We start from the raw sequence: 26,091 nt of genomic DNA, 5'->3' as shown, positions 1-26,091 counted from the left end.
ACGCCGTGCGCGCTATTCGTCCTCTTCCGCGCCGCCCTGCCAGCTGCCGGCGCTGTCGGCCTCGATTGCGGCCAGCGCACCCGCCGCGCGCTGCAGCGCGGGCAGCAATTGCAGCACCTTGTCACGCGCCACGCGCATCACCGGAGCCTGCAGCGCCAGCCCCAGGTTGGACTTGCCGCCGTCCGCGGCCGGCACCAGCACGCCGATGCAGACCAGCCCCGGCAGGAACTCTTCATCGTCCATCGCGTAGCCGTCGCGCTTCACGCGCTCCAGTTCGGCTTCCAGCTGCGCCTGGTCGGTCAGCGTGTTCTGCGTGTAGCGTTCCAGCTCCACGTTGGCCAGCAGCCGCTGGCGCTGCGCCGGCGCCAGCTGCGCCAGGAACAGCTTGCCCGTGGCCGAGCAGTGCGCCGGCACGCGCGAGCCCGGATGCAGGTAAAAGCGCAGCGGCGCCGCCGTCTCCACGCGATCCAGGTACAGCACCTCGCCGCCGGAGAACGCGGTCAGGTTGCAGCTCTCGCCCACCTCTTCCACCAGCCGGCGCAGCACCATGTGGCGCGCGCCGTGCGAGGTGCTGTTGAGCAACAGGTTCTCCGCCAGCCGGCGCAGCCGCAGGCCGGTGCCGTATTGCCGCCCGTCGCCGTTGCGCTGGATCAGGCCCGCCGCCTCGAGCTGCTGCAGCATGCGGTGCAGCGTGGGCTTGGGCAGGCCGGTTTCTTCCACCAGCGCCTGCAGGTTGAAGGACTGGTCCTTCTCGGCAATGACTTCGAGCAGGCCGAACAGACGCAGTGCCGGCGTGTCTCCATCCGGCTTGGCGTCACTTTTGGCGAGGCGCATATCGTTCATGCCTGGCTCCATCATAGGTAAGTTTCATTTTCAGAGTCAAATCATATCAATTATCGAAACTTCCAGTTGACCTTCTCCTTCGAACGACCTACATTCCGGTTAAACAATGATTTTTCGGAACTTCTGGTTCCATTTTCTTAAGCGAACGCCGGAGACAAGTCGATGTACGGATAGGCCCTCCCTCTCCCGGGATTGCAAATACTGAACGACCACGGCCCAGGCTGGCATTTACTGCACAGCCACCTATACCGAAGAGAAGCCGTGGCGCCTGCCTTAAACGCTGGACTGGCTGCAATGCAGTACCGACAGCAAGCGCAGCACAGGAGACACAACATGATCCAACAACCCCAGTCCGGCAACGGACTATCGCACGGCCTCAAGCAACGCCACATGACCATGATCGCGCTGGGCGGCGTGATCGGCGCGGGCCTGTTTGTCGGCAGCGGCGTCGTCATCAAGTCCGCCGGCCCCGCCGCGGTGATTTCCTTCCTGATCACCGGCCTGCTGGTGGTGCTGGTGATGCGCATGCTGGGCGAAATGGCCTGCGCCATGCCCGGCAGCGGCGGCTTCTATGAGTATGCACGCGAAGCCTGGCGCGACCGCCCGGCGGTGGGCAACCTGGCCGGCTTCCTGACCGGCTGGATGTACTGGTATTTCTGGGTCATCGTGGTGGCGCTGGAAGCCGTCGCCGGTGCCGACCTGGTGCGCTACTGGCTGCCGGACGTGCCCAACTGGATCATCAGCCTGGTGCTGCTGGTGATGCTGACGCTGACCAACCTGGTGTCGGTCAAGTCATTCGGCGAGTTCGAATTCTGGTTCGCCTCGATCAAGGTGGCGGCGATTATGGTGTTCCTGTTTATCGCCGGCGTCTATGTACTGGGCCTGACCCCGGGCGCGCATGGCATGCAGGTGGCCAACCTCACCGCCAACGGCGGCTTCATGCCGCACGGCATCGTACCGGTGCTGACCGGTGCGGTAGCGGCCACGGGCTTCTACTTCGGGGCCGAGATCGTCACCATCGCCGCCGCCGAGACCGCCGAGCCGCAGAAGGCGGTGGCCAAGGCCACCAGTTCGGTCATCACGCGCGTGCTGGTGTTCTATGTCGGTTCGATCCTGCTGGTGGTCTGCCTGGTGCCGTGGAACTCCAACAGCATCGGCACGCCGTACGTCAGCGCGCTGAACGTGATGGGCGTGCCGGCGGCCGCGCAGATCATGAACGCGATCGTGCTGACCGCGGTGCTGTCGGCGCTCAACTCTGGCCTCTATGCCTCGTCGCGCATGCTGTTTGCACTGACGCGCCGTGGCGACGCCCCGCAGTCGCTGGCCCGCGTCAGCCGCAACGGCGTGCCGGTGCGCGCCATCCTGGTGGCGACGCTGTTCGGCTACGGTGCGGTGGTGATGTCCTATGTCTCGCCCGATAAGGTGTTCGCGTTCCTGGTGAACTCGTACGGCACGGTGGCGATCTTCGTCTATATCCTGATCGCGATCTCGCAGCTGCGCCTGCGTTCCCGCCTGGAGCGCGAAGCACCGGGCCAGTTGCGCGTGCGCATGTGGTGCTACCCGTACCTGACCTACCTGGCGATCTTCGGCATGGTCGGCATCGTGGTGGCGATGGCCTTCATTCCCGACCAGCGCACGCCGCTCGCGCTTGGCGTGGTCAGCCTGGCGATCCTGCTGGTGGCCTACGCCGCGCGCCAGTTGTTTCGGCGTGGCGCGGATCGGGTAGTGCCGCTGGCGGAAATGCCGCGCCCCGACCTGCATGAGTATTGATGACTGACGCTGTCCGACCCTGACTGAGGTGGCGCGCCGGTGCGGTATGCTGGCGCGCTTCGCCATTCTGGCCCCTACCCCATGAGCCTGAAGTCTCCCACTACCCTCTGGTCCCAGCTGTTCCAGCAGCATGCCCATTCGGGCCTGAGCCTGCAGGGCAAGATCCGCCAGATGCTGGTCTCGGCCATCCTCGACGAGCAGTTGCCGCAAGGCGAGCCGCTGCCCAGCAGCCGCGAACTGTCGGCGCAATTGCGCGTGGCGCGCAACACGGTGGTGCTGGCTTACCAGCAACTGGTCGACGAAGGCTACCTGGTGGCGCGCGAGCGCAGCGGCTACTTCGTCAACCCGGAGATCCTGGGCACGCGCGTCAGCGGCGTCGCGTCCCTGCGCGGCGAACCCGTGCCGACCCGCTCGGGCGAGCCCGACTGGGAGCGGCGCTTCGTGTTCCGCCCCACCCAGCAGCGCAATATCGTCAAGCGCGCCAACTGGCGCGACTACCCCTACCCCTTTATCTACGGCCAGTACGACCCGGTGCTGTTCCCCACCGCCGACTGGCGCGAGTGCTGCCTGAAGGCGCTGAGCGTGCTCGACATCCACGACTGGGCCCAGGACATGATCCTGCGCGACGACGAGTCGCTGGTGCAGCAGATCCGCACCCGCGTGCTGCCGCGCCGCGGCGTGTGGGCCAGCGCCGACGAGATCGTGGTGACCGTTGGCGCGCAGCAGGCGCTGTACCTGCTGGCCGACCTGCTGGTCGGCGCCGACACGCCGGTCGGCATCGAGGACCCCGGCTATCCGGACGCCCGCAATATCTTCGGCTCGCACACCTCCCACCTGGTGCCGCTGCCGGTCGACGGCGACGGCCTGACGCTGTCCGACGCGCAGCGCGCCTGCGACTACGTCTACGTGACCCCGGGCCACCAGTGCCCGACCACCGTCACCATGCCGCTGGTGCGACGCCAGGCCCTGCTGCGCCAGGCCGAGGAAGCGGACTTCGTGCTGATCGAGGACGACTACGAGAGCGAGAGCCGCTTCGAAGGCGACCCCACGCCCACGCTCAAGAGCCTGGACCGCAACAATCGCGTGATCTACGTCGGCAGCCTGTCCAAGAGCCTGGCGCCGGGTCTGCGCATCGGCTATATCGTCGGGCCGGCGGCGCTGATCGCCGAGCTGCGCGGCGTGCGGCGGCTGATGCTGCGGCACCCGTCGGCATATATCCAGCGCGCGTTCTCGCTGTTCCTGTCGCTCGGCCACTATGACGCGCACCTGCGCCGGCTGGCGGCCGCGCACCGCGAGCGCGCCGAAGCGGTGCTGGCGGCGCTGGCCACGCATATGCCCGACTTCCGCGCCGTGCCGATCGCCGGCGGCGCCTCATGCTGGATCGAGGGGCCGTCCTGGCTCGATGCCGACGCGCTCGCGCGGCTGGCCGAGCTGCAGGGCGTGCTGATCGAGCCTGGCAGCGTCTTCTTCATGGCCGAGCCCGCACCGCGCAACCACTTCCGGCTGGGCTACTCGTCGATCTCGCTCGACCGCATCGAGCCCGGCATCCGCGTGCTGGCGGGCGTGGCGCGTGAGCTGCAGGCCACCGCCGGCAGCGCCACGCCCGCCGCCGCCGTCACTTCCCGGGTCCGCCCCGCGGCCTGAACGCACCAGCGGCGCTGTCTCGCGCCGCTGGCCCAAGCGATTGTCCCGAACTGGCGCTACAGCGCCGCGGCTGGCTTCCCTATCCTCGAGTCATGGCCAGTTCCCCACGGACCGGCAGACAACACTCAGGAGACCAACCCATGTCCAAGGACAACACCGCCGCCGGCATCGAACTGCTGCAGGCCTTCAACGACGCCTGGAACCGCCACGACATCGAAGCCCTGATGCGCTTCATGGCCGATGACTGCGCCTTCCACGGCGTGGCAGGTCCCGACCTGCTGGGCCGCAGCTTTATCGGCCGCGACGCGGTGCGCGAAGGCTTCCAGCTGGCCTGGCAAACCTTCCCCGATGCGCAGTGGGTCGATGGCGACCACTTTGTCGTGGGCGACCGCGGCGTCAGCGAATCCACCTTCCGCGGCACCCGTGCCGACGGCGCCCGCATCGAGGCGCGCATGGTCGACGTCTTCACCTTCCGCGACGGCAAGATCGCGGTGAAGAATGCGTACCGCAAGGACCGCCCCCCCGTCGTAGCGCCCGCAGCCTGACCGAGGAGACGCGCCATGCAAGCCGTAGCCCCCCGCAGCAGCCTTCTTGCCGGCGAGCAGTCCACCGCGCCCACCCGGCCGTACGACCCCGCCTACGATCCCCTGCACACGCCCACCCCCGGCCATGGCCGCGAGTACGCGCCGACCTACTGGATCGGCACCGCGGGCGAGCCGCCCGCCGACGACGGCCCGATCACGCATGACATCGACGTGGACGTGGCCATCATCGGCTCGGGCTTTACCGGCCTGACCTGCGCCATCTTCCTGGCGCAGGAGTACGGCATCAAGGCCACCGTGCTGGAAGCCAACCGCGTCAGCTGGGGCTGCAGCACGCGCAACGGCGGCCAGGCGCAATGCGCGTCCGGGCGGCTCAAGCGCTCGCAGTGGATCCAGCGCTACGGCCTGGATACCGCGCTGCGCCTGCATCAGGAAGTCTGCGACGGCATGGAAACCTTCAAGGGGCTGATCAAGGACATCCAGTGCGACCCGCAGCCCGGCGGCCATTTGTATATCGCGCACCGTGCCAAGGTCATGCCCGGGCTGGAAAAGGAAGCCAAACTCCTGCGCGAAGTCTTCAAGTACGACGCGCGCATCCTGGACGCCGACACCGTGCGGCGCGAATATGTCGACGACAAGGAAGCCGCGGGCGCCATGCACGAGCCCGAAGGCATCGGCATCCATGCCGGCAAGCTCGCCTTCGGCTACCTGCGCCGCGCGCGCGAACTCGGCGCCAAAGTGCATCCGTCCAGCCCCGTGACCGGCTGGGAAACGCGCAACGGTGTGCACTATCTGCGCACCCCCGGCGGCATCGTGCGCGCCCGCGCCGTGGCCGTGGCCACCGGCGGCTACACCTCGCAGTCGCTGCACCGCGAGCTCAAGAACCGGCTCTTCCCGATCCTGTCGAACTCCATCGTCACGCGCCCCCTCACGCCAGCCGAACTGGCCGCGTGCAACTTCCGCACCACGCAGGTCATCACCGACACGCGCATCCTGCGCCACTACTACCGCCTGATGCCCGACGGCCGCCTGCAGATCGGCAGCCGCAGCGCCATCACCGGCAACGATGCGCCGCAGGAACAGTACAAGCAGAAGCTGATCGCCGACATGCACCGCAAGTTTCCCGCGCTGCAGGGCATCCAGGTCGACTATTCCTGGTGGGGCTGGGTCGATGTCAGCCACGACATGATGCCGCGCATCACGCAGCCCGATCCGGCGCAGTCGATCTATTACGCCATGGGCTACGGCGGCAACGGCGTGATGTACTCAGCCCAGGCCGGCAAGCGCCTGGCGGCACTGGTCGCAGGTAAGTCGTCAGCGCTGCCGGAGTTGCCGATCTTCCGCTCGCCGCTGCCGTTCCCGAACGTGCGCGAGATGGTGGAATCGCAGATGTTCGCGCCGTTCCGGAGGCTGGGGCAGCGGGTGTTGTATCACTGGTATCACTGGAAGGACGACGTGTTCTAAAGGCGCCGACCGCCCAGCCACATTGCTGAGTGCCTCAACGACCGGTAGGGAGCTTTCGCGCACTAACCGCATGCTCCCTTCCTCTCCCTCCAGTGAATTCGGCAAGAAAAGATACCCTAGCCCGTCGCGCACTCCGGAAAAATCTGGACACTCCAATACAGCTGTCATCGCATGCGCGGTGATCCTGCTGCCCCGGCGCCCCGCTTGGGTGGCTGACTAAATTCGCCGGCTGAAGCGCCGATTACATTGCCGGCGCTGGCTCCGCGTCACGCGGCGGACCGCCACTTGGCCCGCCCACTGCCCCCAGTCTTCGATTAGCGTATCGAAACGCCGTGCGAAAACTCACGTCGCCCGGCTGCCCTGTCCCGCCAAACTTGCCTTTCCCTCTTCCGGCGACTGGTCCAAGGTGAATCCACGCGCATATCGGTGTGGGCCCGCCACTATCTCCCCATCAACGGGATGATTCCGACACTCAAATCGGAATTTTCTCATGGCTGTGCTGATTTTCGCTTCCTATCTTTCAATTACCGCACATTCTCGTGCGGCAATTCGTTATCAAACAGGAGGCATCATGAAGAAAATCACGCTGGAATCCGGAAAAATGGCGAACTGGACGCAAATCGGCGAGCCCATTAAGAAGTAATTAGCGAAGGCGTCCCAATCCTGGGGCGCCTTAATGGAGGGTATTGACATGACTTTACATATCAACCCCAATGTCTTTCTAATTTTTACACCAGAAGGAGTCGTGCTATGGGACTTCGAAAGGCATTGCCAATATTCTCTTGCCCCGGACTATATCTCACGTTTATTGGAGATAGCCTACAAGAGTAGCATCGCTGCTGCAGACAAGAAGATTGACAGCGAATTTCGGAAACACAATATCGTCGCAGACCGGCCGTTCCCACAGCATGACTGGGGCTGGGATATTCTTGCTCGCATATTTCATTTTGGTACTAAGGACATTCCACAGGACCTGATGCCCACGACCGATCGCCAGTGGGCCATGAACCATGCTGCGCTTTGCATCGAAACAGTAAAGCGTGAGATCCCACCCTATAAGCACCACCCCGCATCCAGCATCATTTACCTGCCTGATCCGGACCTGTCGATCTTGGACGAAAAATCGCTCTGGCAAAGCTTGATTGAGCGTCGGACCTGCCGGAAATTTCGACAGGAAAGCGTCGATCAGCTGACACTTAGCACCATATTGTATTCATCATTCGGTTTCTTGAAAGAGCGGGAAGCGGGAATTAATGAGTACGTTCCGAAGTACTTACGCCAACGAAGAAGTAGTCCATCAGGGGGCGGCTTGAATTCGACCGAGATCTACATCTGCCTTCTGCGGATTGATGGCTTGTGCCCTGGAATGTATCACTATAGTCCTGTCACGCATAGTCTCAGGTTCATCCAGGAAATCCGCCACCCGGACGACCTGGCCGCCGTGCTCATGGGGCAGTATTTTTCAGCCGAACTGGCATTCGGCGTTTTCATCGCGAGCAGATTTGACCGAATGTGGTGGAAATACGGCCACTCAAGAGCTTATCGTGTATCGCTGTTGGACATCGGCCATCTATCTCAAACATTTCAGCTGACAAGCACCGCTTGCGGCCTAAAGACATGGCTATCCGCTGCATTCAGGGACAGCGACGTTGAAAATCTTCTGAATATCAAGTCACTTAGCGAACAGCCACTTCTCTTCGTTGGCGCCGGCTATAGCGACGGCGAAGACATCGATCCCGCGAGCCGCCAGGTACTTTCCGAATATTTCACGACCAGCACAGATGAAACCTGAAAAACGCAATCTGACAACCTCCAAACTTGCCACCAATGGCGCCGAGGAAACCGGATATTTTACTGAGTGGAATGAGAAATCCACGGTTCGCGCCAGACCATACAAATACAACTGCCACTCCGTCAATATGAATGATTTGGAGTCACGTAACTGGTTCTTTCCCTCAGCCCTGCCTTTCCTATCCCATCCTTTGCTGGCGGATCTCAAGCCGGCCCAAGTACAGGAGCTACTGGCAAGAAATCTGGTCAATTTTCTCGAGTACACCACTCTGCTCGAACACAGAATAGTAAATAAATCGGTCGAATTTATCTCACAAAATCGCCTGCCAGTCTCGGTCCCTCACGGCATGCGGATGGATGCACTACGGATTTATACCGACGAAGGATATCACGCTGTGATGTCGGCAGATGTGGCGCATCAAGTCTCCGAGATTTACGGCCTAAATCAAGGAACAAGGCGGTTTGGCCGCATAGCGCGTCTGGAAGCCCTTGCCTCAAACTTTCAGCATGAGGCTCTCGGATGGTTCCTTATAGGTTTCGTTTCGGAAACGGTCATAATCAAGGAATTTGCCAGAATGGGTCGCTCAGCCCTCGTACTTCCGGTCCACAACGTGCTTATGGATCATTTGGCAGACGAGTGGAAGCACAGTCAGTATTTTGTGTCTATGTTTTCGTACTTGTGGCCGCGGCTCTCGAACCTGGAACGTGATTTTTGTGCGACTCAACTACCAACAATAATTCGAGAATGCTTTCGACTGGACGAGACTCTTCTGGAACGCGATCTGGACGAACTAGGCGTTGATAGCAGTGTAGCACGGGCAATTTCTGCAGAAAGAAATACCGAGGCGGAAGATCGCACGCGGGCAAGGAATGGCGCAGCAACTACCATGCACGCTCTGCGAGATTGTTCATTCTTCAGTGAGCCGAGATATGTCGCCAATTTTTCGAAACATGGGTTGATTGATCCGGATGCCTAACCCGACAGGAGACCGATGACTCCCACCACAACCAATCAAAGTGATCGATTGCTGCTCCTGCTCAGCCTACTCATCCTTCTTAGCGCGATTCCACTGGACGTCATGCTACCGTCGTTTCCAGCGCTGGCTGATCACTTCCACACCGGGACTGGAGATATAGCACTGTCGATCAGCATCTTCTCCATAGGCTTCTCGATTGCACAATTGTTCGTCGGCCCACTATCCGATCGCTTCGGGCGCAAGCGGCTCCTAATGATTGGAATTCTTCTCGCGCTAGTGGGGGCGGCGGGTTGCATCTTTTCCCACGACTATGGCGCTTTCATTGCCTATCGAATCATTCAATCCGTTGGCTGTGCTTCCTTCGTTCTAGCCCAAGCGATTGTTCAGGATGCATACAAGGGTCCAGAAGGCGTGAGAATCAGAATATTTACGACGACGCTGTCTGGAATTTTCATTGCGTGCTCGCCACTATTGGGCTCGATTCTCCAGTCAACGCTTGGCTGGCAGGGCAGCTTCATACTCTTTGTAATTATCTCGATGATCATCCTTTTTCAGGTTTACCGTCAATTCCATGAGACATCAAGAACTCACCGTGGCAGCATGCAATTCTATTGCAACGCTTACCTTACAATCCTCAGAACCCGATCATTTCTGATCTATTCAGTCATTGGCGCCTTTGCCTTTTCATGCCACTTGGCCTTCATCATAGTTTCTCCGGCAATATTCATTGCCGGACTTAATATGAGCAACTATGAATATTCCATTGTATTAATGGCCTATGGCACAGCCTATTTAGTTGGCGGATCGCTAGCATCATACGCAACAAAGAAGATAGAAACACCGGGTCAGATCAAGCTTGGTCTCCTGCTAATGACAACATCCGGATTCCTCATGATGGCAATGTCGCATTATCAAGCCAATGCTTCTCTGACAGTTCTCCTGCCAATGCTCATTTGTACGGCAGGAACTGTTTTTGTTCGTCCGGCGACGGCCACCGAGGCGATGAATCTATTTGACGAGATCGCAGGTACGGCCGCAGCCGCGGGCAGCACCATCAGATTTTGCACCGCAGGTGCCATCAGCGCCTTGATCAGTGTGGCCGGCAACAACCCAATTCCTAATTTGTGCTGGGCGATAGTTGCATCAAGCTTCATCAGCATATTCCTTTTCGTATACCTCCGTACAACGTGTGCAACCAGAAGTCCGAAGACAAATTCATCATAGAATCATGACCAGACTGCTACAGCTCACCGAAGTCGAATTCGAGGATTTCTCCTATCGCTCAATCCGCGATTACGCTGAGGACATGACGAAATGCTCCGATTTGACGATGTCCTCAGCCTTATCCAATGCCACCACGCTCTTCCGCAAGCTATTGCCATATGGCGTGAATACACCTAACCATCATTTATTTTCAATTCATGCAGGGAGTAATGCCCATGCCGTAGGCAACGTCTGGATTCAGACCAACAAGCACGATGAATTTGCGTTCCTATTCGACATCTACATTTATCCCGCATATCGGGGATGCGGTCATGCTCATTGTGCCCTACTGGCAGTTGAAGACTACGTCCGGAATCTTGGCCTCTCGACGATCCGACTTCATGTATTTGGCCATAACCAAGCTGCGCGAAATCTATATGGCAAGCTAGGTTTTTCGGTCAGTCATGTCACGATGACCAAACATCTGTAACGCCGTCGCCAGGGTCTCCCTTGCTCCTCGTCGGATTCCGCCGACACCTGAACCAGCCCGCGCCCGCGAACCGACGCAGGTCTTCCTCTGCGTGAGCATCGCAGCCGCCCAACGGCCACGTTGCATCAGGAGGCACGCTTAGGCCCAGCCCCGCAGTCACCGCCCGAAGCCGCTCGCGCCGGGCGATCTGATAGTCGCCCGGCCGGAGTGCCTCTATTGCCCGCCCGGCGACTTCTACGTCGATCCGTGGCCACCAGTCGAGCGCGCCGTCATCACAAATGCCGGTTCCGACCACCCCGCTTCGGCCTCGCGTGCTACCAGTGCGCAGAGCCTGGCCGCAGGCGGATGGACGCGCCTAGGTCGTGGGCGGCGGCCGGGTGTGGCAGTGGGTCCTTCGACTCAGAACAGCGTATAGCCCCCGTCGATCACAAAGGTATCGCCCGTGTGGTACGCCGACGCCGGGCTCATCAGGTAGACCGCGATTCCGCCAAAGTCGCTGCCCTCGCCCCAGCGGCGCATCGGCACGCGCTTGTGCACCATCTCCTGGAAGGCGTCGTTGGTCTGCGCCACGCTGGTCATTTCGGTCTTGATCCAACCGGGCAGGATCGAATGGGCGCGGATGCCCTTGCGCGCATACTCGACAGCCAGCCCCCGCATCATCGAGATCACGCCGCCCTTGGTCGCGGCATAGTGCTCGGAGCGCGGCGCGCCCTCGATCGCGGCGACCGAAGCCGTGCTGCACAGCACCCCGCCCTCGCCCTGCACCAGCATCTGCCGGACTGCCGCGCGCAGCGTAAAGAAGGCGCCGTCCAGGTTGACGCGCATGGTCCTGCGCCAGGCCTCGGTTGCCATCTGGTCGAACGGCCCCTTGTTGCCGCTGCCGACGCCGGCATTGGCAAAGCAGCCGTCGACGCGCCCCAGCGCCGCCACCGTGCGCTGCATTGCAGCATCGACCGCCTGCTCGTCGCCGACATCGCAAAGCTCGGTATGCACCTTGCGGCCATGCCGGGCCAGCCGGTCGGCCGCGGCGGCGTTCTTGTCGGCATTGGTGCCCCAGATCGCGATGTCGGCGCCGGCCGCGGCCAGCCCTTCTGCAATGCCCAGCCCGATGCCGCCGTTGCCGCCGGTCACCAGCGCCACTTTGCCTGTCAGGTCGAACGGGTGCTTCGTCATAGTGTCGTCTCCTCGCGTAGTGAGACATTCTTCACACGCGCGGCGGCTTCAGGCGTCGTCGGATCGGATGAAAATGAGGGGGCGGCGGATTGCATCTGCTGCGCTGCAGCGTGCGGGGACAGACCCGCGCATGTGGTAGTGGCGGCCAATTTCGCCAATAATTCCCGGACAGCCATTGCCGGACGAGGGCCACCATGCACGATAGTCCCGATGCCATCCGCACCGTCGCCCTGCTTGGGCACGCGGGGTGCGGCAAGACCTCGCTGGTCGAGGCACTGCTGTACAAGGGCGGTGCGCTGCACACGCCCGGCAGCATCGAACGCGGTACCACGGTGTGCGACACCGATCCGCTGGAGCGCAAGTACAAACGCTCGCTGACCGCCGCCGTTGCCCACCTGCATTACCGCGACACCCGCATCTACCTGCTCGACACCCCCGGCTACCCTGACTTCTCCGGCCTCGCCATCAGCGCACTGGCCGCGGTGGAGACCGCCGCGATCGTCATCAATGCGCAGACCGGCATCGAGATGACCACGCGCCGGGCCATGGCGTGGGCCCAGGCGCGCCAGTTGTGCAGGATGATCATCATAAACGGCATCGACGGCGACAAGGTCGACCTGCCAACGCTGCTGGCGGATATCCAGGAGGCCTTCGGCAAGGAGTGCCTGCCGATCAACCTGCCGGCCGACCACGGCGGCAAGGTGGTCGACTGCTTCTTCAATCCGGCCGGCGAGTCGGATTTTTTATCGGTGCCAGCCGCCCACGATGCGCTGATCGACCAGGTGATCGAGATCGATCCCGAGCTGATGGAGCTGTACCTGGAGCAAGGCCAGGCGATCACGCCGGAGCAGCTGCATGCCCCCTTCGAGCGCGCGCTGCGCGAAGGCCACCTGGTGCCGATCTGCTTTACCTCGGCCGCCACCGGCGTCGGCATCACGGAACTGCTCGACGTATTCGTGCAACTGCTGCCCAACCCGACCGAAGGCAATCCGCCGCTGTTCTATCGCGATACCGGCGAAGGCGGCGGTGACGGCAACGAACACCGCAAGGCCGTGCGCGCCGAGCCGGTGCCGCACAAGCACGTGCTGGCCCATGTCTTCAAGGTGGTGATCGATCCCTATGTTGGCAAGCTGGCCGTGTTCCGCATCCACCAGGGCACGGTCACGCGCGACAGCCAGCTCTATATCGGCGACGGCCGCCAGCCGTTCAAGGTGGCGCACCTGCTGCGGCTGCAGGGCAGGGAGACCCAGGAAATCCCGCGCGCCGGCCCGGGCGATATCTGCGCGGTGGCCAAGGTCGACGAACTCGGCTTCGATGCCGTGCTGCACGATGCCACCGAGGACGGCAATATCCACCTCACGCCGCTGGAATTCCCAACCCCCATCTACGGGCTGGCGATAGAACCGGCGCGGCGCGGCAACGAGCAGCGCCTGGCCGAGGTGCTGCACAAGCTCAGCGCGGAAGACCCGTGCCTGCGCATCGAGCATCCGGCGGGCACCAATGAAACCGTGGTGTTCGGGCTGGGCGAGTTCCACCTGCGCTGCGCGCTGGAGCGGCTGACCGAGCAGTACAAGCTGGAAGTGTCGACGCACCCGCCCAAGATTGCCTATCGCGAGACCATCGGCGGCAAGGCCGAGGGCCATCACCGGCACAAGAAGCAGACCGGCGGCGCGGGGCAGTTCGGCGAGGTGATGCTGCGCATCGAGCCGCTGGCGCGCGGCGAGGGCTTCGAGTTTGTCGATGCGGTCAAGGGCGGCGCGATTCCCGGGCAGTTCATTCCCGCCGTCGAGAAAGGCATCCGCCAGGTGCTGGACAGCGGCCCGCTGGCGGGCTTCCCGATGCAGGACGTGCGCGTGACCGTCTATGACGGCAAGAGCCACCCGGTCGACTCCAAGGAAGTCGCGTTCGCGACCGCCGGGCGCAAGGCCTTTATCGACGCGGTGCTCAAGGCCCGCCCCAGCGTGCTGGAGCCGATCGTCGATATCGAGGTGACGGCGCCGGGCACCGCCATGGGCGACATCATCGGCGACCTGTCCACCAAGCGCGGCCAGGTCCATGGCACGCGCACCGCGGCCGGCAACGCGGTGATCGTGGCCGGCCAGGTGCCGCTGTCGGAGCTGAACGACTACCAGTCACGATTGAACAGCATCACTGGCGGCCACGGCAGCTACACCATCCAGTTCAGCCACTACGACTACGTGCCGCCGGCGCAGCAGGACAAGATGGCGTCCCGCCACAAGGCACAGCAGGACACCGACTAAGCCGCCGTTGCGGCATTGCAGTTAGCGGCGGTTTGCTCCCCTCCCCCGCAGGCGGGAGAGGGGAGCGTTTGCCCGGGGTGTTGGTGGAGCGCTGCGCCTCAGATCGCCCCGGCCGGCTGCTCGTGCGTGACCTTCGGCCGCATATCGACGACCCGCCGCGCCTTGCCCACGGTGGTGCGCTCGATGCCTTCCGCATCCACCACCTGCACCCGCGTGGTCACGCCCACATAGGTCTTGATCTGCGCCTTCAGCTCGCGCTCCAGCGTCGCACGGTCATCGGCGCACAGCGACGCGGAACGCTCGGGCCGCGCTTCGACCCGCACCTCCAGCTTGTCGAGGTGGCCATCGCGGGTCACCACCAGCTGGTATTGCGGCGCCAGCGCCGGCGACTTCAGGATCAGTTCCTCGATCTGCGACGGGAACACGTTAACGCCGCGGATGATCAGCATGTCGTCCGAACGGCCGGTGATCTTGCCGATGCGGCGCATCGACCGCGACGTGGGCGGCAGCAGGCGCGTGAGGTCGCGCGTGCGGTAGCGGATCACCGGCAACGCTTCCTTGCTCAGCGAGGTGAACACCAGCTCGCCCTCCTCGCCGTCCGGCAGCACCTCGCCGGTCACGGGGTCGATGATCTCGGCGTAGAAGTGGTCTTCCCAGATCACCGGGCCGTCCTTGCTCTCGATGCATTCGCAGGCCACGCCCGGGCCCATGACTTCAGACAGGCCGTAGATATCCACCGCGTCGATGCCGGCGCGGGCCTCGATCTCGGCGCGCATCGCGTCCGTCCACGGCTCGGCGCCGAAGATACCGACCTTGAGCGAGCTTTCCGACGGGTCCATGCCCTGGCGCTCCATCTCCTCGATCAGGTTCAGCATGTACGACGGCGTCACCATGATGATGTTGGGCTGGAACTCGCGGATCAGCTGTACCTGTTTCTCGGTCTGGCCGCCGGACATGGGGATCACCGTGCAGCCCGCCTTCTCGGCGCCGTAGTGCGCGCCCAGGCCGCCCGTGAACAGGCCGTAGCCATAGCTGACATGGACCAGGTCGCCGGCACGCCCGCCCGCTGCGCGGATGGAGCGTGCCACCACGCCGGCCCAGGTATCGATGTCCTTCGCTGTATAGCCAACCACGGTGGGCTTGCCGGTGGTGCCGCTCGACGCGTGCACGCGCGCCACCTTCTCGCGCGGCACCGCGAACATGCCGAACGGGTAGTTGTCGCGCAGGTCCTGCTTGGTCAGGAACGGAAACTTCGACAGGTCCGACAGCGACCGCAGGTCGTCCGGATGCACGCCCGCAGCGGCAAAGGCCTTGCGGTAGTGCGGCACGTTGTCATAGGCATGGCGCACGCTCCATTTCAGCCGTTCCAGCTGCAGCGCCTGCAGTTCGTCGCGGCTGGCGCGTTCGATCGGCTCCAGCTCGTTGGGGTTGGGGATGCGTTGAACCATTGTCTACTCCATCTCGTTATGATGGCGCCGCGAGCAAGGGGGGCCGGCGCCGGGTACTGCGACTGCAAGCCTTGGGTCAGATATGCGAACGGCTCTGGACGACGCGGAAGCGGTTGGCGACGAAGGCGGCATCCGACAGCGAGGCATTGGCCGCCGGGTTGGCACCGGTGGCGTGGAAGTCGCTGAACGCCGCCGACTGGTTGACGAACACGCCGCCGGTCAGGTTCAGCGACAGGGCCACGCCGGCGTCTTCGGCGGCATCGCGGATGGCTTCGGTCACGCCGGCATCGGTCGTATAGGCGGAGAGCGTCAGCGCGCCGTGTTCCTTTGCGCCGCGGTGCGCCAGCGCGATGCTGTGCGCGGTGCTGTCGGTGGCAACGATGAACGAGATCGGGCCGAACAGCTCCTGCATGATCTTGCCCTCGTCGCTGGCATCCACCTTCAGCACCAGCGGCGTGCGGATGCGCGCGCCGGGGAATTCCGGGTGTTCCAGCACGCGGCTGTCGGCGACGATCTCGCCCAGCACCCGCGAGGACTCGATGCGTTCCACCACACCGTCGTTCTGGATCGCACCCAGCAGTTCGACTGCCTTGGCGGGATCGCCGGTCAGCTTGCCAACCGCTTCGCCAATGGCCCCGGCGACCTCGTCAAAGCTGAGCCGCCCTTCCGGCGTATCGATACCGTCCTTCGGCACGTAGATGTTCTGCGGCGCCGTGCACATCTGGCCCGAGTACAGCGCCAGCGAGAACGCGATATTGCGCACCATGCCCTTGAAGTCGCCGGTCGAGTCGATCACGATCTGGTTGACGCCGGCCTTCTCGGTGTAGACCTGCGCCTGGTGCGCGTTGCGCTCCAGCCAGTCGCCGTTGGCAGTGCTGCCGGTAAAGTCGATCAGGCGCACTTCCGGGCGCAGCGCCAGCTTCGACGCCATGCGCTCGGTCGGGTCGTTGGCCACCAGCGTGACCAGGTTGGGGTCGAAGCCGGCTTCCTGCAACACCTCGCGCGCCACCTCGACGGTGATCGCCAGCGGCAGGATCGCGCCCGGGTGCGGCTTGACCACCACCGCGTTGCCGGTCGCCAGGCTGGCGAACAGGCCGGGATAGCCGTTCCAGGTCGGGAAGGTGCAGCAGCCGATTACCAGGCCCACGCCGCGCGGCACCACGGTGTAACGCTTTTCCATGCGCAGCGGCTCGTTCTTGCCCTGCGGCTTTTCCCAGATGGCCCGCTTCGGGATGCGGCGCATCTCGTCCCAGGCGTAGGCCACCGCTTCCAGGCCACGGTCCTGCGCGTGCGGGCCGCCGGCCTGGAAGGCCATCATGAAGGCCTGGCCGGTGGTATGCATCACCGCGTAGGCAATCTCGAAGCTGCGCCGGTTCAGTCGCTGCAGGATCTCCAGCGAAACCCCTACCCACGCTTCAGGCCCGGCCTTGCGCCAGGCAGGCATACCTTCGGCCACTCCGGCAAAGAGCTGGTCGAGATCGGGCTTCGGATAGCTGATGCCCAGCTCCGGGCCGTAGGGCGAGACTTCCTTGCCGGCCTGCCCGACGGTGCCCGGCTGCGACAGCGCGAACGGCTGGTTCAGGCGGGCCTCGAAGGCGGCCTTGCCGTCGGCGTTGGCGGTTTCGCCGTAGGCCTTGGGGCTCGGCATCTCGGTGAACGGGCTCCAGTAGCCGCGCTCGGCGATGGCTTGGGTGGCTTGTTCCAGCAGCGCCTGGTGGCGTTCGAAAAACGGATGGGACACGGCTTGCTCCGGGGGCAGAATGTTTTGTGTATGGTTCGGGATGGCGACAGGAACCGCTTCAGGTTTCCTGGTCGAAGTCGATCACCAGCTTGTCGCTGACGGCATAGCTCTGGCAGCTCAGGATGAAGCCCCGCGCGACCTCGTAGTCTTCCAGCGCGAAGTTGACGTCCATGTCGACCTCGCCTTCGATGCGCTTGCAGCGGCAGGTCGAGCAGACCCCGCCCTTGCACGAATAAGGCAGCTCGATGCCCTGCGCCAGCGCGGCGTCGAGCACGGTTTCCTTGTTCTTCTCCAGCGTGAAGGAACGCGTGCGGCCGTCCTGGATCACCGTGACCTCGCACTGCTGCTGGCCGACCTGCTTGTGCGCATGCGCGGCCGGGCGCGCCGAAGGGATGCTGGTGGCGAACAGCTCGCGCTTGATGCGGGCCTTGTCGACGCCGTTGTCGGCCAGCGCCTGCGACACCTCTTCCATCATCGAATGCGGGCCGCAGATAAAGGCGACATCGATGTCCTGTGGCTTGACCCAGTGCCTGAGCAGCGCATTGACCTTCTCGCCGTCGATACGGCCGTTGAAGAGGTCGATGTCCAGCTGCTCGCGGCTGAGCACGAACACCAGGTTGAAGCGCTGCAGGTAGGTGTCCTTCAGGTCTTCCAGCTCTTCCTTGAACAGCACGGAAGACGAGGCGCGGTTGCCGTAGAACAGCGTGAAGCGGCTTTCGGGCTCGGCCTGCAAGGTGGTCTTGATGATCGACAGCATCGGCGTGATGCCGCTGCCGGCGGCGAACGCCACGTAGTGCCTGGCGTGCGTGGCGGACAACGGCACATGGAAGTGGCCCGACGGCGGCATCACTTCGAGCTTCATGCCGGGCTGCAGCTGCTCGTTGGCCCAGTTGGAGAACAGGCCGCCGTCGACGCGCTTGATCGCCACGCGCAGCTGTTCGTCCTGCACCGCCGCGCAGATCGAGTACGAGCGGCGCACGTCCTCGCCGCCAATGCCGGTGCGCAGCGTCAGGTGCTGGCCCTGCACGTAGCGGTAGGTATCGGCCAGCGCGTCGGGCACGGCAAAGGTCACGGCCACGGCGTCGCGGGTTTCGCGGGTGACCGAGGCCACCGTCAGTTCATGGAATTTGCTCATCTCACTACCTCGGTCCGGCTCAGTGCGCCTTGAAGTAATCGAACGGTTCCTTGCAGTCGCCGCAGCGATACAGGGCCTTGCAGGCGGTCGAGCCGAACTGGCTGACCAGCCGGGTCTGGCGCGAGCCGCAATGCGGGCAGGCCACCACCAGCGCCGCCGGTCCCCTACCTGCCCTGCGGCTGATGCCGCTGATGTCGATCACCCGCTGCGCCGGCGGCGCGATGCCGTAGCCGGTCAGGCTGGCCTTGCCGCGCGGGGTCATCCAGTCGGTGGTCCAGGCCGGCGCCAGTTGCGTCTGCACCTGCACGGCATCGACGCCGTGTTCCGCGAGCGCGCTTTCGATGCCCTCGCGGATTACCGTCATCGCCGGGCAACCGGAGTAGGTCGGCGTGATGGTGACGACGCAGGTCTCACCGACCCACGCCACGTCGCGCACGATCCCGAGGTCCACCACCGAAATCACCGGGATCTCCGGATCGGGCACCGTATCGAGCCAGCTCCAGACCTGTTCGACGGCGGGGCGTGCCAGTGCTTGCGCGGTCATGGAGATCACCACTGCGCGCCGGGATAGGCGCGTTGCAGGAACTGCATCTCGGCCAGCAGGTAGCCGAGGTGTTCGGTATGACGGCCGTGGCCGCCGCCGCTCTGCGCCCACTGGTCGGCAGGCACGCGCAGCGTGGCGTCTTCCAGCACCTCGCCGACGTGGCGCTGCCAGGGCTCGGCCAGGGTAACCGGATCGGGAATCACGCCGTCGCGCACCAGCGCGGCCTCGGCCGCATCGGCCTCGAACAGCTCGCCGGTGAACATCCACAGGTCGTCGAAGGCGTCCTGCATGCGGCGGTGGCTCTCTTCGGTGCCGTCGCCCAGGCGCACCACCAGGTCGGCGCTGCGGCGCACGTGGTAGGTCACTTCCTTGAGCGACTTGGCGGCGATTTCCGCGATGCGCGCATCGGTGGAGCGCTGCAGTCCCTCCAGCACAAAGTAGTGCCAGGTGTCGAACAGGAACTGGCGCGCCAGCGTATCGGCATAGCTGCCGTTGGGCTGTTCCACCAGCAGCAGGTTGCGGAACTGGTGCGCGTCGCGCAGGTAGGCGAGCTGGTCGGCGTTGCGCCCGGCGCCCTCCACCTCGGCGGCGTAGCCCAGCCACAGGCGGGTCTGGCCGACCAGGTCGAGCGCGACGTTGGTCAGCGCGATGTCTTCTTCGAGCGCCGGGCCGCGGCCACACCATTCCGACAGGCGCTGGCCAAGCACCAGCGTGGTGTCGCCCAGGCGCAGCAGGTACTCGTGAAGATGAGCGAGCTTGTGGTTGTCCATGATCCGGGCCGTATCAGATGTGCTTGACGGCTTCCGGCATCGGGAAGAACGTCGGATGGCGGTAGACCTTGCTGTTGGCGGGCTCGAACAGCGGGCCCTTGTCGCCGGGGCTGCTGGCGACCACGTCGGCGGCCTTCACCACCCAGACGCTGACGCCCTCGTTGCGGCGCGTGTAGACGTCGCGGGCGTTGTTGATCGCCATTTCGCCGTCGGGCGCGTGCAGGCTGCCCACGTGCTTGTGGGCCAGGCCGTGCTGGCTGCGGATAAAGATCTCCCAAAGCGGCCACTCTTTCATGGCAACCTCCTGTGTGATGCGGGTTCGATGGGTAGCGGCGCCGTGCGCCGCGGGGTCAGGCGGCGGCTTGCTGCGCCGGCTTGTCGGCGTGCGCCACCAGTGCGTCGCGGAACCATGCGCCGTCGTCCCAGGCCTTGACGCGGGTGCGCAGGCGGTCGCGGTTGCACGGGCCGTTGCCCTGGATGACGTGGTAGAACTCGGACCAGTCGATCTCGCCGAAGTCATAGTGGCCGCGTTCCTCGTTCCACTTCAGTTCGGGATCGGGAATGGTCAGGCCCAGGTATTCGGCCTGCGGCACGGTCTGGTCGACCATCTTCTGGCGCAGCTCGTCGTTGGAGAACAGCTTGATGCGCCATTGCATCGACTGCGCGCTGTTGGGCGAATCGCCGTCGGACGGGCCGAACATCATCAGCGCCGGCCACCACCAGCGGTTGAGCGCGTCCTGCGCCATCTGCTTCTGCTCGGCCGTGCCGTTGCACAGCGACAGCAGGATGTCGTAGCCCTGGCGCTGGTGGAAGGACTCTTCCTTGCAGACGCGCACCATGGCGCGCGCATACGGGCCGAACGAGCAGCGGCACAGCGGCACCTGGTTGATGATGGCCGAGCCGTCCACCAGCCAGCCGATCATGCCGATATCGGCCCAGCTCAGCGTGGGGTAGTTGAAGATGCTGGAATACTTGGCCTTGCCGCTGTGCAGGTCGCCCAGCATCTGATCGCGCGACACGCCCAGCGTTTCCGCCGCGCTGTAGAGGTACAGGCCATGGCCGGCCTCGTCCTGGATCTTGGCCAGCAGCACCGCCTTGCGCTCCAGCGTGGGGGCGCGCGTGACCCAGTTGCCCTCGGGCAGCTGGCCCACGATCTCGGAATGGGCGTGCTGCGAGATCTGGCGCACCAGCGTCTTGCGATACGCCTCGGGCATCCAGTCCTTGGCTTCGATCTTGATGCCGGCATCCACGCGGGCCTGGAACTCGCGCTCCTGCGGGTCCATCTCTTCCATTGCGCGGAGCCTTGTCGCTCCTGTCTCCACCAGCTGTGCGTACATCGTTGGCTCCACCTGTTTTGCCTGTGATCGACGTCTTGATCGGCGTCAATCTCGTAAGTTGAAATGGATGGTAGTGATACAATTTGATTCAAGCAATCGACGTTTGTGTATCACTTCTGGAGACCCGCCGATGCCGACGCCCGACCCCGATCCGGTTTCCCCCCGCGTGACGCGGCTGGCACGCGGGCTCAAGCTGGGCGCCAACTCGATGCTGGTGACGCTGTTCGGCGACGTGGTCGCGCCGCGGCCCCAGGCGGTCTGGCTGGGCAGCCTGATCCGCCTGGCGGCGCCGTTCGGCATCAATGACCGGCTGGTGCGCACCGCCACCTTCCGCCTCACCGCCGACGACTGGCTGGCCGCCACGCGCATCGGCCGGCGCAGTTACTACGGGCTGTCTGAGGCCGGCCTGCAACGCGTGCTGCACGCGGGCAAGCGCATCTATGCGGGCGATGCGCCCGAATGGGACGGGCGCTGGACGCTGGTGCTGGTGCGCGGTGACGTACGCGCCACTGTCCGCCAGCGGCTGAAGCGGGAGTTGCTGTGGGAAGGGTTCGGCGCGATCGCGCCCGGGGTGATGGCGCATCCCAACGCCGACCTGGCCTCGCTGCGCGAGATCATCCAGGCGGCACGGGCGCAGGAATACGTGGCGGTGATGGAGGCCAGCAGCCTTGAGGCATTTTCGCTGCGGCCGCTGCAGGCGCTGATGCACCAGACCTTCAAGCTGGGCGACGTGGCCGACGCCTGGCAGGCACTGCTGCGGCGCTTTTCACCGATCGCCGAGGAAGCGGCGCAGCTGGCGCCGGCCGATGCCTTCTTCGTGCGGACGCTGCTGGTGCATGAGTACCGGCGCGTGCTGCTGCGCGACCCGAACCTGCCCGAGGTGCTGCTGCCGGCGGACTGGCCGGGGCGCACGGCGCGGGGGATGTGCAGTGCGATGTACGGGGCGTTGCTGGATGCGAGCGAGGCCTACCTGCACGGGGTGGTCGAGGTGGCGGATGGTGCGATGCTGGATGCGAAGCGCGCGCTGCGCAAGCGGTTCACGCACGCTTGACGCTTCGCCGCGCGCCGGTCTGCTCCCTCTCAGCGAGTGGGAGAGGGAGCCTGCCTGTGGGAATTGATGCCGGCTTAGAACCAACGGTGCCTCAGCCCAGCACCTGCGGCACCGGCCTGGGCTTGCGCACGATCTTGATCGGCTGCGCCCTGGGCTCGGGCACCGGCTGGCCCAGCACGCCGGCCAGGCCGCGCCCTTCGGGGTCGGCCAGCGCCGCGGTCCGCGCCGCGCGCACGCGCTCCGCCAGCACCGCTGCCGGCTGGTCCTGGCTGAGCTGGCCGGCGTGGTCGCGCAGGATCTTCTCCAGGTTGCCGCGCCCGCGCGCATTGGTTTCGCCGTAGCCCTTGACGAGATTGCCGCACAAGGCCAGCTCCTCCGCCAGCGCCAGCGAGCACCCCATCGCGGCCATCACCGCATCCAGCCAGCGTCCGATCAGCTGCTGCTCCTCGTGGAAGCGGGACGACATCCGGCGCCAGCGCCGCAGGCCGCGCAGCAGCACCAGCGCCGCGAAGCCGCTGACGCTGGTGGTCTTGATATGCAACCCCACGTTGAGCGCGTGGCCCTTGTGCGCCCAGCGGCGGCGGGCGCGCCGTGCCAGCGCGGGCGGCAGCAGCGAGCATAGTTCGTCCAGGCCCGGCTTAAGGTATTCGGTCAGCACCACCGGCTCGCCCTCGCGGGCGCCGACTTCCTGCCGCACGCGCACCAGGCGGGTGCGGCGCGTCTTCAGGTCCGCCACGCGGATGACATCTTCATAGCTCATCCACAGCGCCAGGTAGCGCGCGGTTTCGCGCGCCACGCGGAAGCCGGCAGGGCCGCCGCCTGCGTCGCGCTCCAGCGCGATGAGGGGCTCGATGCGGTCGAGGTACAGTTCGCCATAGCGCCGGTCCTGGTAGTCCACCGTCAGGGCAAGGCCATCGTCCGCCACCGCGCGCAAGCCCTCCGGATAGGTGGCGATGCGCGGATGCGCCGCGGGCTTGCCGGCAGATTGTTCGGATGCCTCGCGCTGCGCCGCGGGCGCGCTGGCCAGCGCGTGGCCCGCCTCGAATCCGCGCAGGCTGGCCTCCACCGCCTTGCCGGAATGCCGGATGGCCTCCTCGCACGCCTGCCGCGACATCGGCAGCGCTCCGGCGCCAACCATCGCGCCGAACATCACCGTGTTGATCACGGTGCCATGCTGCAGCGCCAGCGCGCGCAGGTCGCCCAGCACCATGCCGCGAGCAAGCCGCTGCGCGGCAGACTCGACGTGGCTGGCGTCGTAGCGTCCATCGGCCATCGCGGACTTTTCCACCACCGCGTACTCGCGGTGGGTGGATGCGATCAGCATGGTCCGGTCGCTGCTGACAAAGCCTTGCTGCAGCGCGCGGCCCGCCTCGACCAGTTCCGAGGCCGCGACGATGTCGACGTGCCCGGGACTCGGCGTGAGCGACATGACGGGCTCGCGGCCGGCAAGTTCGGCACGGGAAACCGGATAGATCTCGATGTAGTAGGTGGTCGCGCCCGTGCGCTGCGCCACGCCAGGGACCGAAGTGCTTTGCACCGGAAAGCCGTGCCGGGTGGCCGCGTCGACCAGCCAGTCAGCCAGCACGCCGCCGCCCTCGCCCCCAAGCGCGGCCACCAGCACCGCGACGCTGCGCGCCTGCTTCTGTTCCTGCGCCTGCCCCTTGCCCGTATTCAGTTCCATGCCTGCACCCTTGCTTCGCCGGCCATCCGGCTGATCAGAAATGAACGTGTCCGGTCGACGATGCGGTCCCACAGGTTGGGGTTTTGCACCACGTCGGCCCGGTAAAACGACGGGCACAGAATGGCGGCATGCGACACCTCCCCGCACAGCCCGCAGCCGACACAGCCATGGTTGACGCTGACCACCGGATCGTTGCGCAGCGGGCTCGGGTTGTCTTTCAGTGTCAGCGAAGGGCAGCCGGAGAGGCGGATGCAGGAGTGGTCGCCGGTGCAGACGTCCTCGTCCACGCCATAGCGCGTGCGCACCACGCGCTCACCGCGCTTGAGCTTCGCCACGTTCTGCGGCTTGATGCGGCGCTGGCGCTCCAGCTGGCATTCGCCATCGGCGATCACGACCTTCAGGCCGGGCTCGTCGGTGGTGACGGCATCGGACAGCGTCTTCACCATATCAGAGACCTGGTAGCTGGGCACGGTGCGGATCCAGCCCACGCCCACGCCGCGCAGTGCCTGTTCGATATCCAGCGCCTGGGGCAGCGCGCCAGCGCCGGACACCGATGAGGGAATGGCCTGGGTCCCGGTGGCGGAGGTGTAGCCGTTCTTCATGATCACCAGCACCGAGTCATGCTTGTTGTGCACGGCATTGACCACTCCGGTAGTGAAGCCGTTGTGCCAGAAGCCGCCGTCACCCATCACGCTGACCACGCGGTTGCCGATCAGCGGCGCAATGCCGGCCGAGCTGGCCAGGCCCAGCCCGTAGCCCAGCACCGTGCTGCCGATATTGAACGGCGGCAGCGTGCCAAAGGTGTGGCAGCCGATGTCGGCGCTGACGTGCACCTGCCCCACCTGCTTCTGCATCAGCTTCATCGCCGCAAACACCGGCCGCTCGGGGCAGCCTACGCAGAAACCGGGCGGACGTGCCGGCACCGGCACCGGCAGCGCGCTTGCCCCTTCCGCCTTGCGTGCGCCCAGCTCCGCACTGGCGCTCGCCACGGCCGCCAGCGCCACGCCCTGCGGCCGCGCCTGCGCGATAAAGCGGGCCAGCCCCGCCACCAGCACGTCGCCGGTGTATTCGCCGGCCATCGGCAGCACGTCCTTGCCATGCAGGCGCGTGTCCACGCCGGCCTTGCGCAGCAGCGCGTGAATGGCTTCCTCGAGGTAGGCCGGCTGCCCTTCCTCCACCAGCAGCACCGCGTCCTTGCCGGCGCAGAAATCGGCAATCTGGTCCGGCACCAGCGGATAGACCACGTTGAGGACGTGGATTGGCAGGTCGGCGTTGCCGAAGGCATCGGCCAGCCCGAGCTGCTGCAGCGCGCGGATCAGCGCATTGTAGAGACCGCCCTGGACGATGATGCCGGCGTTGCGCGCGACGGCGCCCTCGAAGGTTTCGTTCAGCCCGTGCTCGCGGATGAAATCGACCGCAGCCGGCCACCGTGCCTCGATCTTCTGCTTCTCGTGCGCGTAGGTGGACGGCGGCAGGCAGATCTTGTCGTAGTTGAAGGCCGGCGACTCCAGCAACCGTCGGCGCGAGTACCGTGGCACGCGGTTGTCCTTGCACACGAAGGCGCCATGCACATGGCAGGCGCGGATGCGCAGTTGCAGCATCACGGGCGTGTTGCTCGCCTCGGACAGCTCGAAGCCCTTCTCGACCATGTCGACGATCGAAGTCAGGTTCGGGCGCGGATCGAGCAGCCAGATCTGCGATTTGGTGGCAAACGCGTGGGTACGCTCCTGGATGATGCTGGAGCCCTCGCCATAGTCTTCGCCCAGGATCACCAGCGCCCCGCCGGTGACGCCGGCCGAGGCCAGGTTCGACAGCGCGTCCGACGCCACGTTGGTGCCCACCGTCGACTTCCAGGTCACGGCGCCGCGCAGCGGGTAGTGGATCGACGCTCCCAGCATTGCCGCCGCGCCCGCTTCCGACGCGCTGTTCTCAAAATAGATGCCCAGGCTGTCCAGCAGTTCGCGCGCGTCGCCCAGTACGTCGATCAGGTGCGACACCGGCGCACCCTGGTAGCCGCCAATGTAGCTCACGCCCGACTGCAACAGCGCCTTGGTCACCGCCAGGATGCCCTCGCCGTGGAATACCTCTCCCGCGCCCAGCGACAAGCGCTGCACTTCGCTCTTGAATGAGCGCTCCATGTTCCGCTCCTCCTGACATCCGGCCTCGGGCGCTGTGGCCCAGACCGGGTTGTTTTCGATAATCCCCCGCCGAACATCGACCCTGTCG

At 64.7% G+C, this 26,091-nt stretch carries 22 protein-coding genes and 1 pseudogene; 12 read left to right on the top strand and 11 right to left on the bottom strand.

The window, feature by feature from the left end:
* Nucleotides 1-12: 12 nt before the first annotated feature.
* Nucleotides 13-843: an IclR family transcriptional regulator gene (locus ACZ5MJ_RS29210; protein WP_464224459.1), complete on the bottom strand. Its 831-nt coding sequence runs from the start codon at nt 841-843 to the stop codon at nt 13-15.
* Nucleotides 844-1,176: 333 nt separating this feature from the next.
* Here ACZ5MJ_RS29210 and ACZ5MJ_RS29205 point away from each other — a divergent pair, with 333 nt between their 5' ends.
* The 10 genes and pseudogenes from ACZ5MJ_RS29205 to ACZ5MJ_RS29160 form a co-directional block, all read left to right on the top strand.
* The gene (locus tag ACZ5MJ_RS29205; RefSeq protein ID WP_464224457.1) at nt 1,177-2,613 is read left to right on the top strand and encodes an amino acid permease; all 1,437 of its coding nucleotides are present in this window, start codon (nt 1,177-1,179) and stop codon (nt 2,611-2,613) included.
* Nucleotides 2,614-2,694: 81 nt separating this feature from the next.
* Entirely contained in the window at nt 2,695-4,257 is a 1,563-nt protein-coding gene (pdxR, locus tag ACZ5MJ_RS29200; protein WP_464224454.1) for a MocR-like pyridoxine biosynthesis transcription factor PdxR, read from the top strand.
* A 140-nt stretch (nt 4,258-4,397) separates the two neighbouring features.
* Nucleotides 4,398-4,802, top strand: coding sequence for a nuclear transport factor 2 family protein (locus ACZ5MJ_RS29195; RefSeq protein WP_464224453.1), 405 nt, complete (start codon nt 4,398-4,400; stop codon nt 4,800-4,802).
* Nucleotides 4,803-4,817: 15 nt separating this feature from the next.
* Nucleotides 4,818-6,263 (top strand): NAD(P)/FAD-dependent oxidoreductase, encoded by a 1,446-nt coding sequence (locus tag ACZ5MJ_RS29190; protein ID WP_464224451.1) that lies wholly within the window; start codon nt 4,818-4,820, stop codon nt 6,261-6,263.
* Nucleotides 6,264-6,753: 490 nt separating this feature from the next.
* Nucleotides 6,754-6,906, top strand: a complete 153-nt coding sequence (locus ACZ5MJ_RS29185) for a hypothetical protein (RefSeq protein WP_464224449.1) — start codon at nt 6,754-6,756, stop codon at nt 6,904-6,906.
* 48 nt (nt 6,907-6,954) lie between these two features.
* Nucleotides 6,955-8,055, top strand: a complete 1,101-nt coding sequence (locus ACZ5MJ_RS29180) for a SagB family peptide dehydrogenase (protein WP_464224447.1) — start codon at nt 6,955-6,957, stop codon at nt 8,053-8,055.
* Nucleotides 8,045-9,031: a diiron oxygenase gene (locus tag ACZ5MJ_RS29175; RefSeq protein WP_464224445.1), complete on the top strand. Its 987-nt coding sequence runs from the start codon at nt 8,045-8,047 to the stop codon at nt 9,029-9,031. Before ACZ5MJ_RS29180 ends, ACZ5MJ_RS29175 begins: the two co-directional genes overlap by 11 nt.
* 15 nt (nt 9,032-9,046) lie before the next feature.
* Nucleotides 9,047-10,255: a Bcr/CflA family efflux MFS transporter gene (locus tag ACZ5MJ_RS29170; protein ID WP_464224443.1), complete on the top strand. Its 1,209-nt coding sequence runs from the start codon at nt 9,047-9,049 to the stop codon at nt 10,253-10,255.
* A gap of 4 nt (nt 10,256-10,259) precedes the next feature.
* Complete coding sequence (locus tag ACZ5MJ_RS29165; RefSeq protein ID WP_464224441.1) at nt 10,260-10,724, top strand: GNAT family N-acetyltransferase; 465 nt, start codon at nt 10,260-10,262, stop codon at nt 10,722-10,724.
* A 120-nt stretch (nt 10,725-10,844) separates the two neighbouring features.
* Nucleotides 10,845-11,019 (top strand): annotated as a pseudogene (locus tag ACZ5MJ_RS29160) (DNA ligase-associated DEXH box helicase); the annotation flags it as partial.
* A gap of 104 nt (nt 11,020-11,123) precedes the next feature.
* Here the strand turns inward: ACZ5MJ_RS29160 and ACZ5MJ_RS29155 are convergent.
* The gene (locus ACZ5MJ_RS29155) at nt 11,124-11,897 is read right to left on the bottom strand and encodes an SDR family NAD(P)-dependent oxidoreductase (RefSeq protein ID WP_464224438.1); all 774 of its coding nucleotides are present in this window, start codon (nt 11,895-11,897) and stop codon (nt 11,124-11,126) included.
* A gap of 194 nt (nt 11,898-12,091) precedes the next feature.
* Between ACZ5MJ_RS29155 and fusA the strand changes: the two genes are divergently transcribed.
* Nucleotides 12,092-14,158, top strand: coding sequence for an elongation factor G (gene fusA, locus ACZ5MJ_RS29150; protein WP_464224437.1), 2,067 nt, complete (start codon nt 12,092-12,094; stop codon nt 14,156-14,158).
* Between the two features lie 98 nt (nt 14,159-14,256).
* Here the strand turns inward: fusA and paaK are convergent, their stop codons facing one another.
* The 7 genes from paaK to paaA form a co-directional block, all read right to left on the bottom strand.
* On the bottom strand, nt 14,257-15,606 hold the full coding sequence (paaK, locus tag ACZ5MJ_RS29145) for a phenylacetate--CoA ligase PaaK (RefSeq protein ID WP_464224435.1): 1,350 nt from the start codon (nt 15,604-15,606) through the stop codon (nt 14,257-14,259).
* 76 nt (nt 15,607-15,682) lie between these two features.
* Nucleotides 15,683-17,347, bottom strand: coding sequence for a phenylacetic acid degradation protein PaaN (paaN, locus tag ACZ5MJ_RS29140; protein WP_464224433.1), 1,665 nt, complete (start codon nt 17,345-17,347; stop codon nt 15,683-15,685).
* A 58-nt stretch (nt 17,348-17,405) separates the two neighbouring features.
* Nucleotides 17,406-18,482 (bottom strand): 1,2-phenylacetyl-CoA epoxidase subunit PaaE, encoded by a 1,077-nt coding sequence (gene paaE, locus ACZ5MJ_RS29135; protein WP_464224431.1) that lies wholly within the window; start codon nt 18,480-18,482, stop codon nt 17,406-17,408.
* A 19-nt stretch (nt 18,483-18,501) separates the two neighbouring features.
* A complete protein-coding gene (gene paaD, locus ACZ5MJ_RS29130) occupies nt 18,502-19,026 on the bottom strand; it encodes a 1,2-phenylacetyl-CoA epoxidase subunit PaaD (RefSeq protein WP_464224430.1) in 525 nt (174 codons plus the stop codon).
* A gap of 5 nt (nt 19,027-19,031) precedes the next feature.
* The gene (gene paaC, locus ACZ5MJ_RS29125; protein ID WP_464224429.1) at nt 19,032-19,796 is read right to left on the bottom strand and encodes a 1,2-phenylacetyl-CoA epoxidase subunit PaaC; all 765 of its coding nucleotides are present in this window, start codon (nt 19,794-19,796) and stop codon (nt 19,032-19,034) included.
* A gap of 13 nt (nt 19,797-19,809) precedes the next feature.
* Nucleotides 19,810-20,091, bottom strand: a complete 282-nt coding sequence (gene paaB, locus ACZ5MJ_RS29120; protein ID WP_078200774.1) for a 1,2-phenylacetyl-CoA epoxidase subunit PaaB — start codon at nt 20,089-20,091, stop codon at nt 19,810-19,812.
* Between the two features lie 55 nt (nt 20,092-20,146).
* Nucleotides 20,147-21,133, bottom strand: coding sequence for a 1,2-phenylacetyl-CoA epoxidase subunit PaaA (gene paaA / locus ACZ5MJ_RS29115; protein ID WP_464224425.1), 987 nt, complete (start codon nt 21,131-21,133; stop codon nt 20,147-20,149).
* A gap of 130 nt (nt 21,134-21,263) precedes the next feature.
* On the opposite strand from paaA, the gene paaX reads away from it, so the two are divergent.
* Nucleotides 21,264-22,184, top strand: coding sequence for a phenylacetic acid degradation operon negative regulatory protein PaaX (paaX, locus tag ACZ5MJ_RS29110; RefSeq protein WP_464224423.1), 921 nt, complete (start codon nt 21,264-21,266; stop codon nt 22,182-22,184).
* A 91-nt stretch (nt 22,185-22,275) separates the two neighbouring features.
* On the opposite strand, the gene ACZ5MJ_RS29105 is transcribed toward paaX, so the two are convergent.
* Nucleotides 22,276-23,865 carry an indolepyruvate oxidoreductase subunit beta family protein gene (locus ACZ5MJ_RS29105; RefSeq protein ID WP_464224421.1) on the bottom strand — a complete coding sequence of 530 codons (1,590 nt, stop codon included), beginning with the start codon at nt 23,863-23,865 and terminating at the stop codon, nt 22,276-22,278.
* On the bottom strand, nt 23,856-26,003 hold the full coding sequence (locus ACZ5MJ_RS29100) for a thiamine pyrophosphate-dependent enzyme (protein WP_464224419.1): 2,148 nt from the start codon (nt 26,001-26,003) through the stop codon (nt 23,856-23,858). Before ACZ5MJ_RS29100 ends, ACZ5MJ_RS29105 begins: the two co-directional genes overlap by 10 nt.
* Nucleotides 26,004-26,091 lie beyond the last annotated feature (88 nt).

The organism is Cupriavidus sp. LA-1 (assembly GCF_055385985.1).
This window is presented reverse-complemented; position numbering and strand designations above follow the sequence as displayed.

Coding starts and splice junctions, on each gene's coding strand:
- pdxR (WP_464224454.1), top strand. CDS start 2,695: ATGAGCCTGAAGTCTCCCACTACCCTCTGGTCCCAGCTGTTCCAGCAG.
- fusA (WP_464224437.1), top strand. CDS start 12,092: ATGCACGATAGTCCCGATGCCATCCGCACCGTCGCCCTGCTTGGGCAC.
- ACZ5MJ_RS29190 (WP_464224451.1), top strand. CDS start 4,818: ATGCAAGCCGTAGCCCCCCGCAGCAGCCTTCTTGCCGGCGAGCAGTCC.
- ACZ5MJ_RS29100 (WP_464224419.1), bottom strand. CDS start 26,003: ATGGAGCGCTCATTCAAGAGCGAAGTGCAGCGCTTGTCGCTGGGCGCG.
- paaE (WP_464224431.1), bottom strand. CDS start 18,482: ATGAGCAAATTCCATGAACTGACGGTGGCCTCGGTCACCCGCGAAACC.
- ACZ5MJ_RS29185 (WP_464224449.1), top strand. CDS start 6,754: ATGGCTGTGCTGATTTTCGCTTCCTATCTTTCAATTACCGCACATTCT.
- ACZ5MJ_RS29165 (WP_464224441.1), top strand. CDS start 10,260: ATGACCAGACTGCTACAGCTCACCGAAGTCGAATTCGAGGATTTCTCC.
- paaX (WP_464224423.1), top strand. CDS start 21,264: ATGCCGACGCCCGACCCCGATCCGGTTTCCCCCCGCGTGACGCGGCTG.
- ACZ5MJ_RS29180 (WP_464224447.1), top strand. CDS start 6,955: ATGACTTTACATATCAACCCCAATGTCTTTCTAATTTTTACACCAGAA.
- paaK (WP_464224435.1), bottom strand. CDS start 15,606: ATGGTTCAACGCATCCCCAACCCCAACGAGCTGGAGCCGATCGAACGC.
- ACZ5MJ_RS29155 (WP_464224438.1), bottom strand. CDS start 11,897: ATGACGAAGCACCCGTTCGACCTGACAGGCAAAGTGGCGCTGGTGACC.
- paaB (WP_078200774.1), bottom strand. CDS start 20,091: ATGAAAGAGTGGCCGCTTTGGGAGATCTTTATCCGCAGCCAGCACGGC.
- paaA (WP_464224425.1), bottom strand. CDS start 21,133: ATGTACGCACAGCTGGTGGAGACAGGAGCGACAAGGCTCCGCGCAATG.
- ACZ5MJ_RS29175 (WP_464224445.1), top strand. CDS start 8,045: ATGAAACCTGAAAAACGCAATCTGACAACCTCCAAACTTGCCACCAAT.
- ACZ5MJ_RS29195 (WP_464224453.1), top strand. CDS start 4,398: ATGTCCAAGGACAACACCGCCGCCGGCATCGAACTGCTGCAGGCCTTC.
- paaD (WP_464224430.1), bottom strand. CDS start 19,026: ATGACCGCGCAAGCACTGGCACGCCCCGCCGTCGAACAGGTCTGGAGC.
- ACZ5MJ_RS29170 (WP_464224443.1), top strand. CDS start 9,047: ATGACTCCCACCACAACCAATCAAAGTGATCGATTGCTGCTCCTGCTC.
- ACZ5MJ_RS29105 (WP_464224421.1), bottom strand. CDS start 23,865: ATGGAACTGAATACGGGCAAGGGGCAGGCGCAGGAACAGAAGCAGGCG.
- paaC (WP_464224429.1), bottom strand. CDS start 19,796: ATGGACAACCACAAGCTCGCTCATCTTCACGAGTACCTGCTGCGCCTG.
- ACZ5MJ_RS29210 (WP_464224459.1), bottom strand. CDS start 843: ATGAACGATATGCGCCTCGCCAAAAGTGACGCCAAGCCGGATGGAGAC.
- ACZ5MJ_RS29205 (WP_464224457.1), top strand. CDS start 1,177: ATGATCCAACAACCCCAGTCCGGCAACGGACTATCGCACGGCCTCAAG.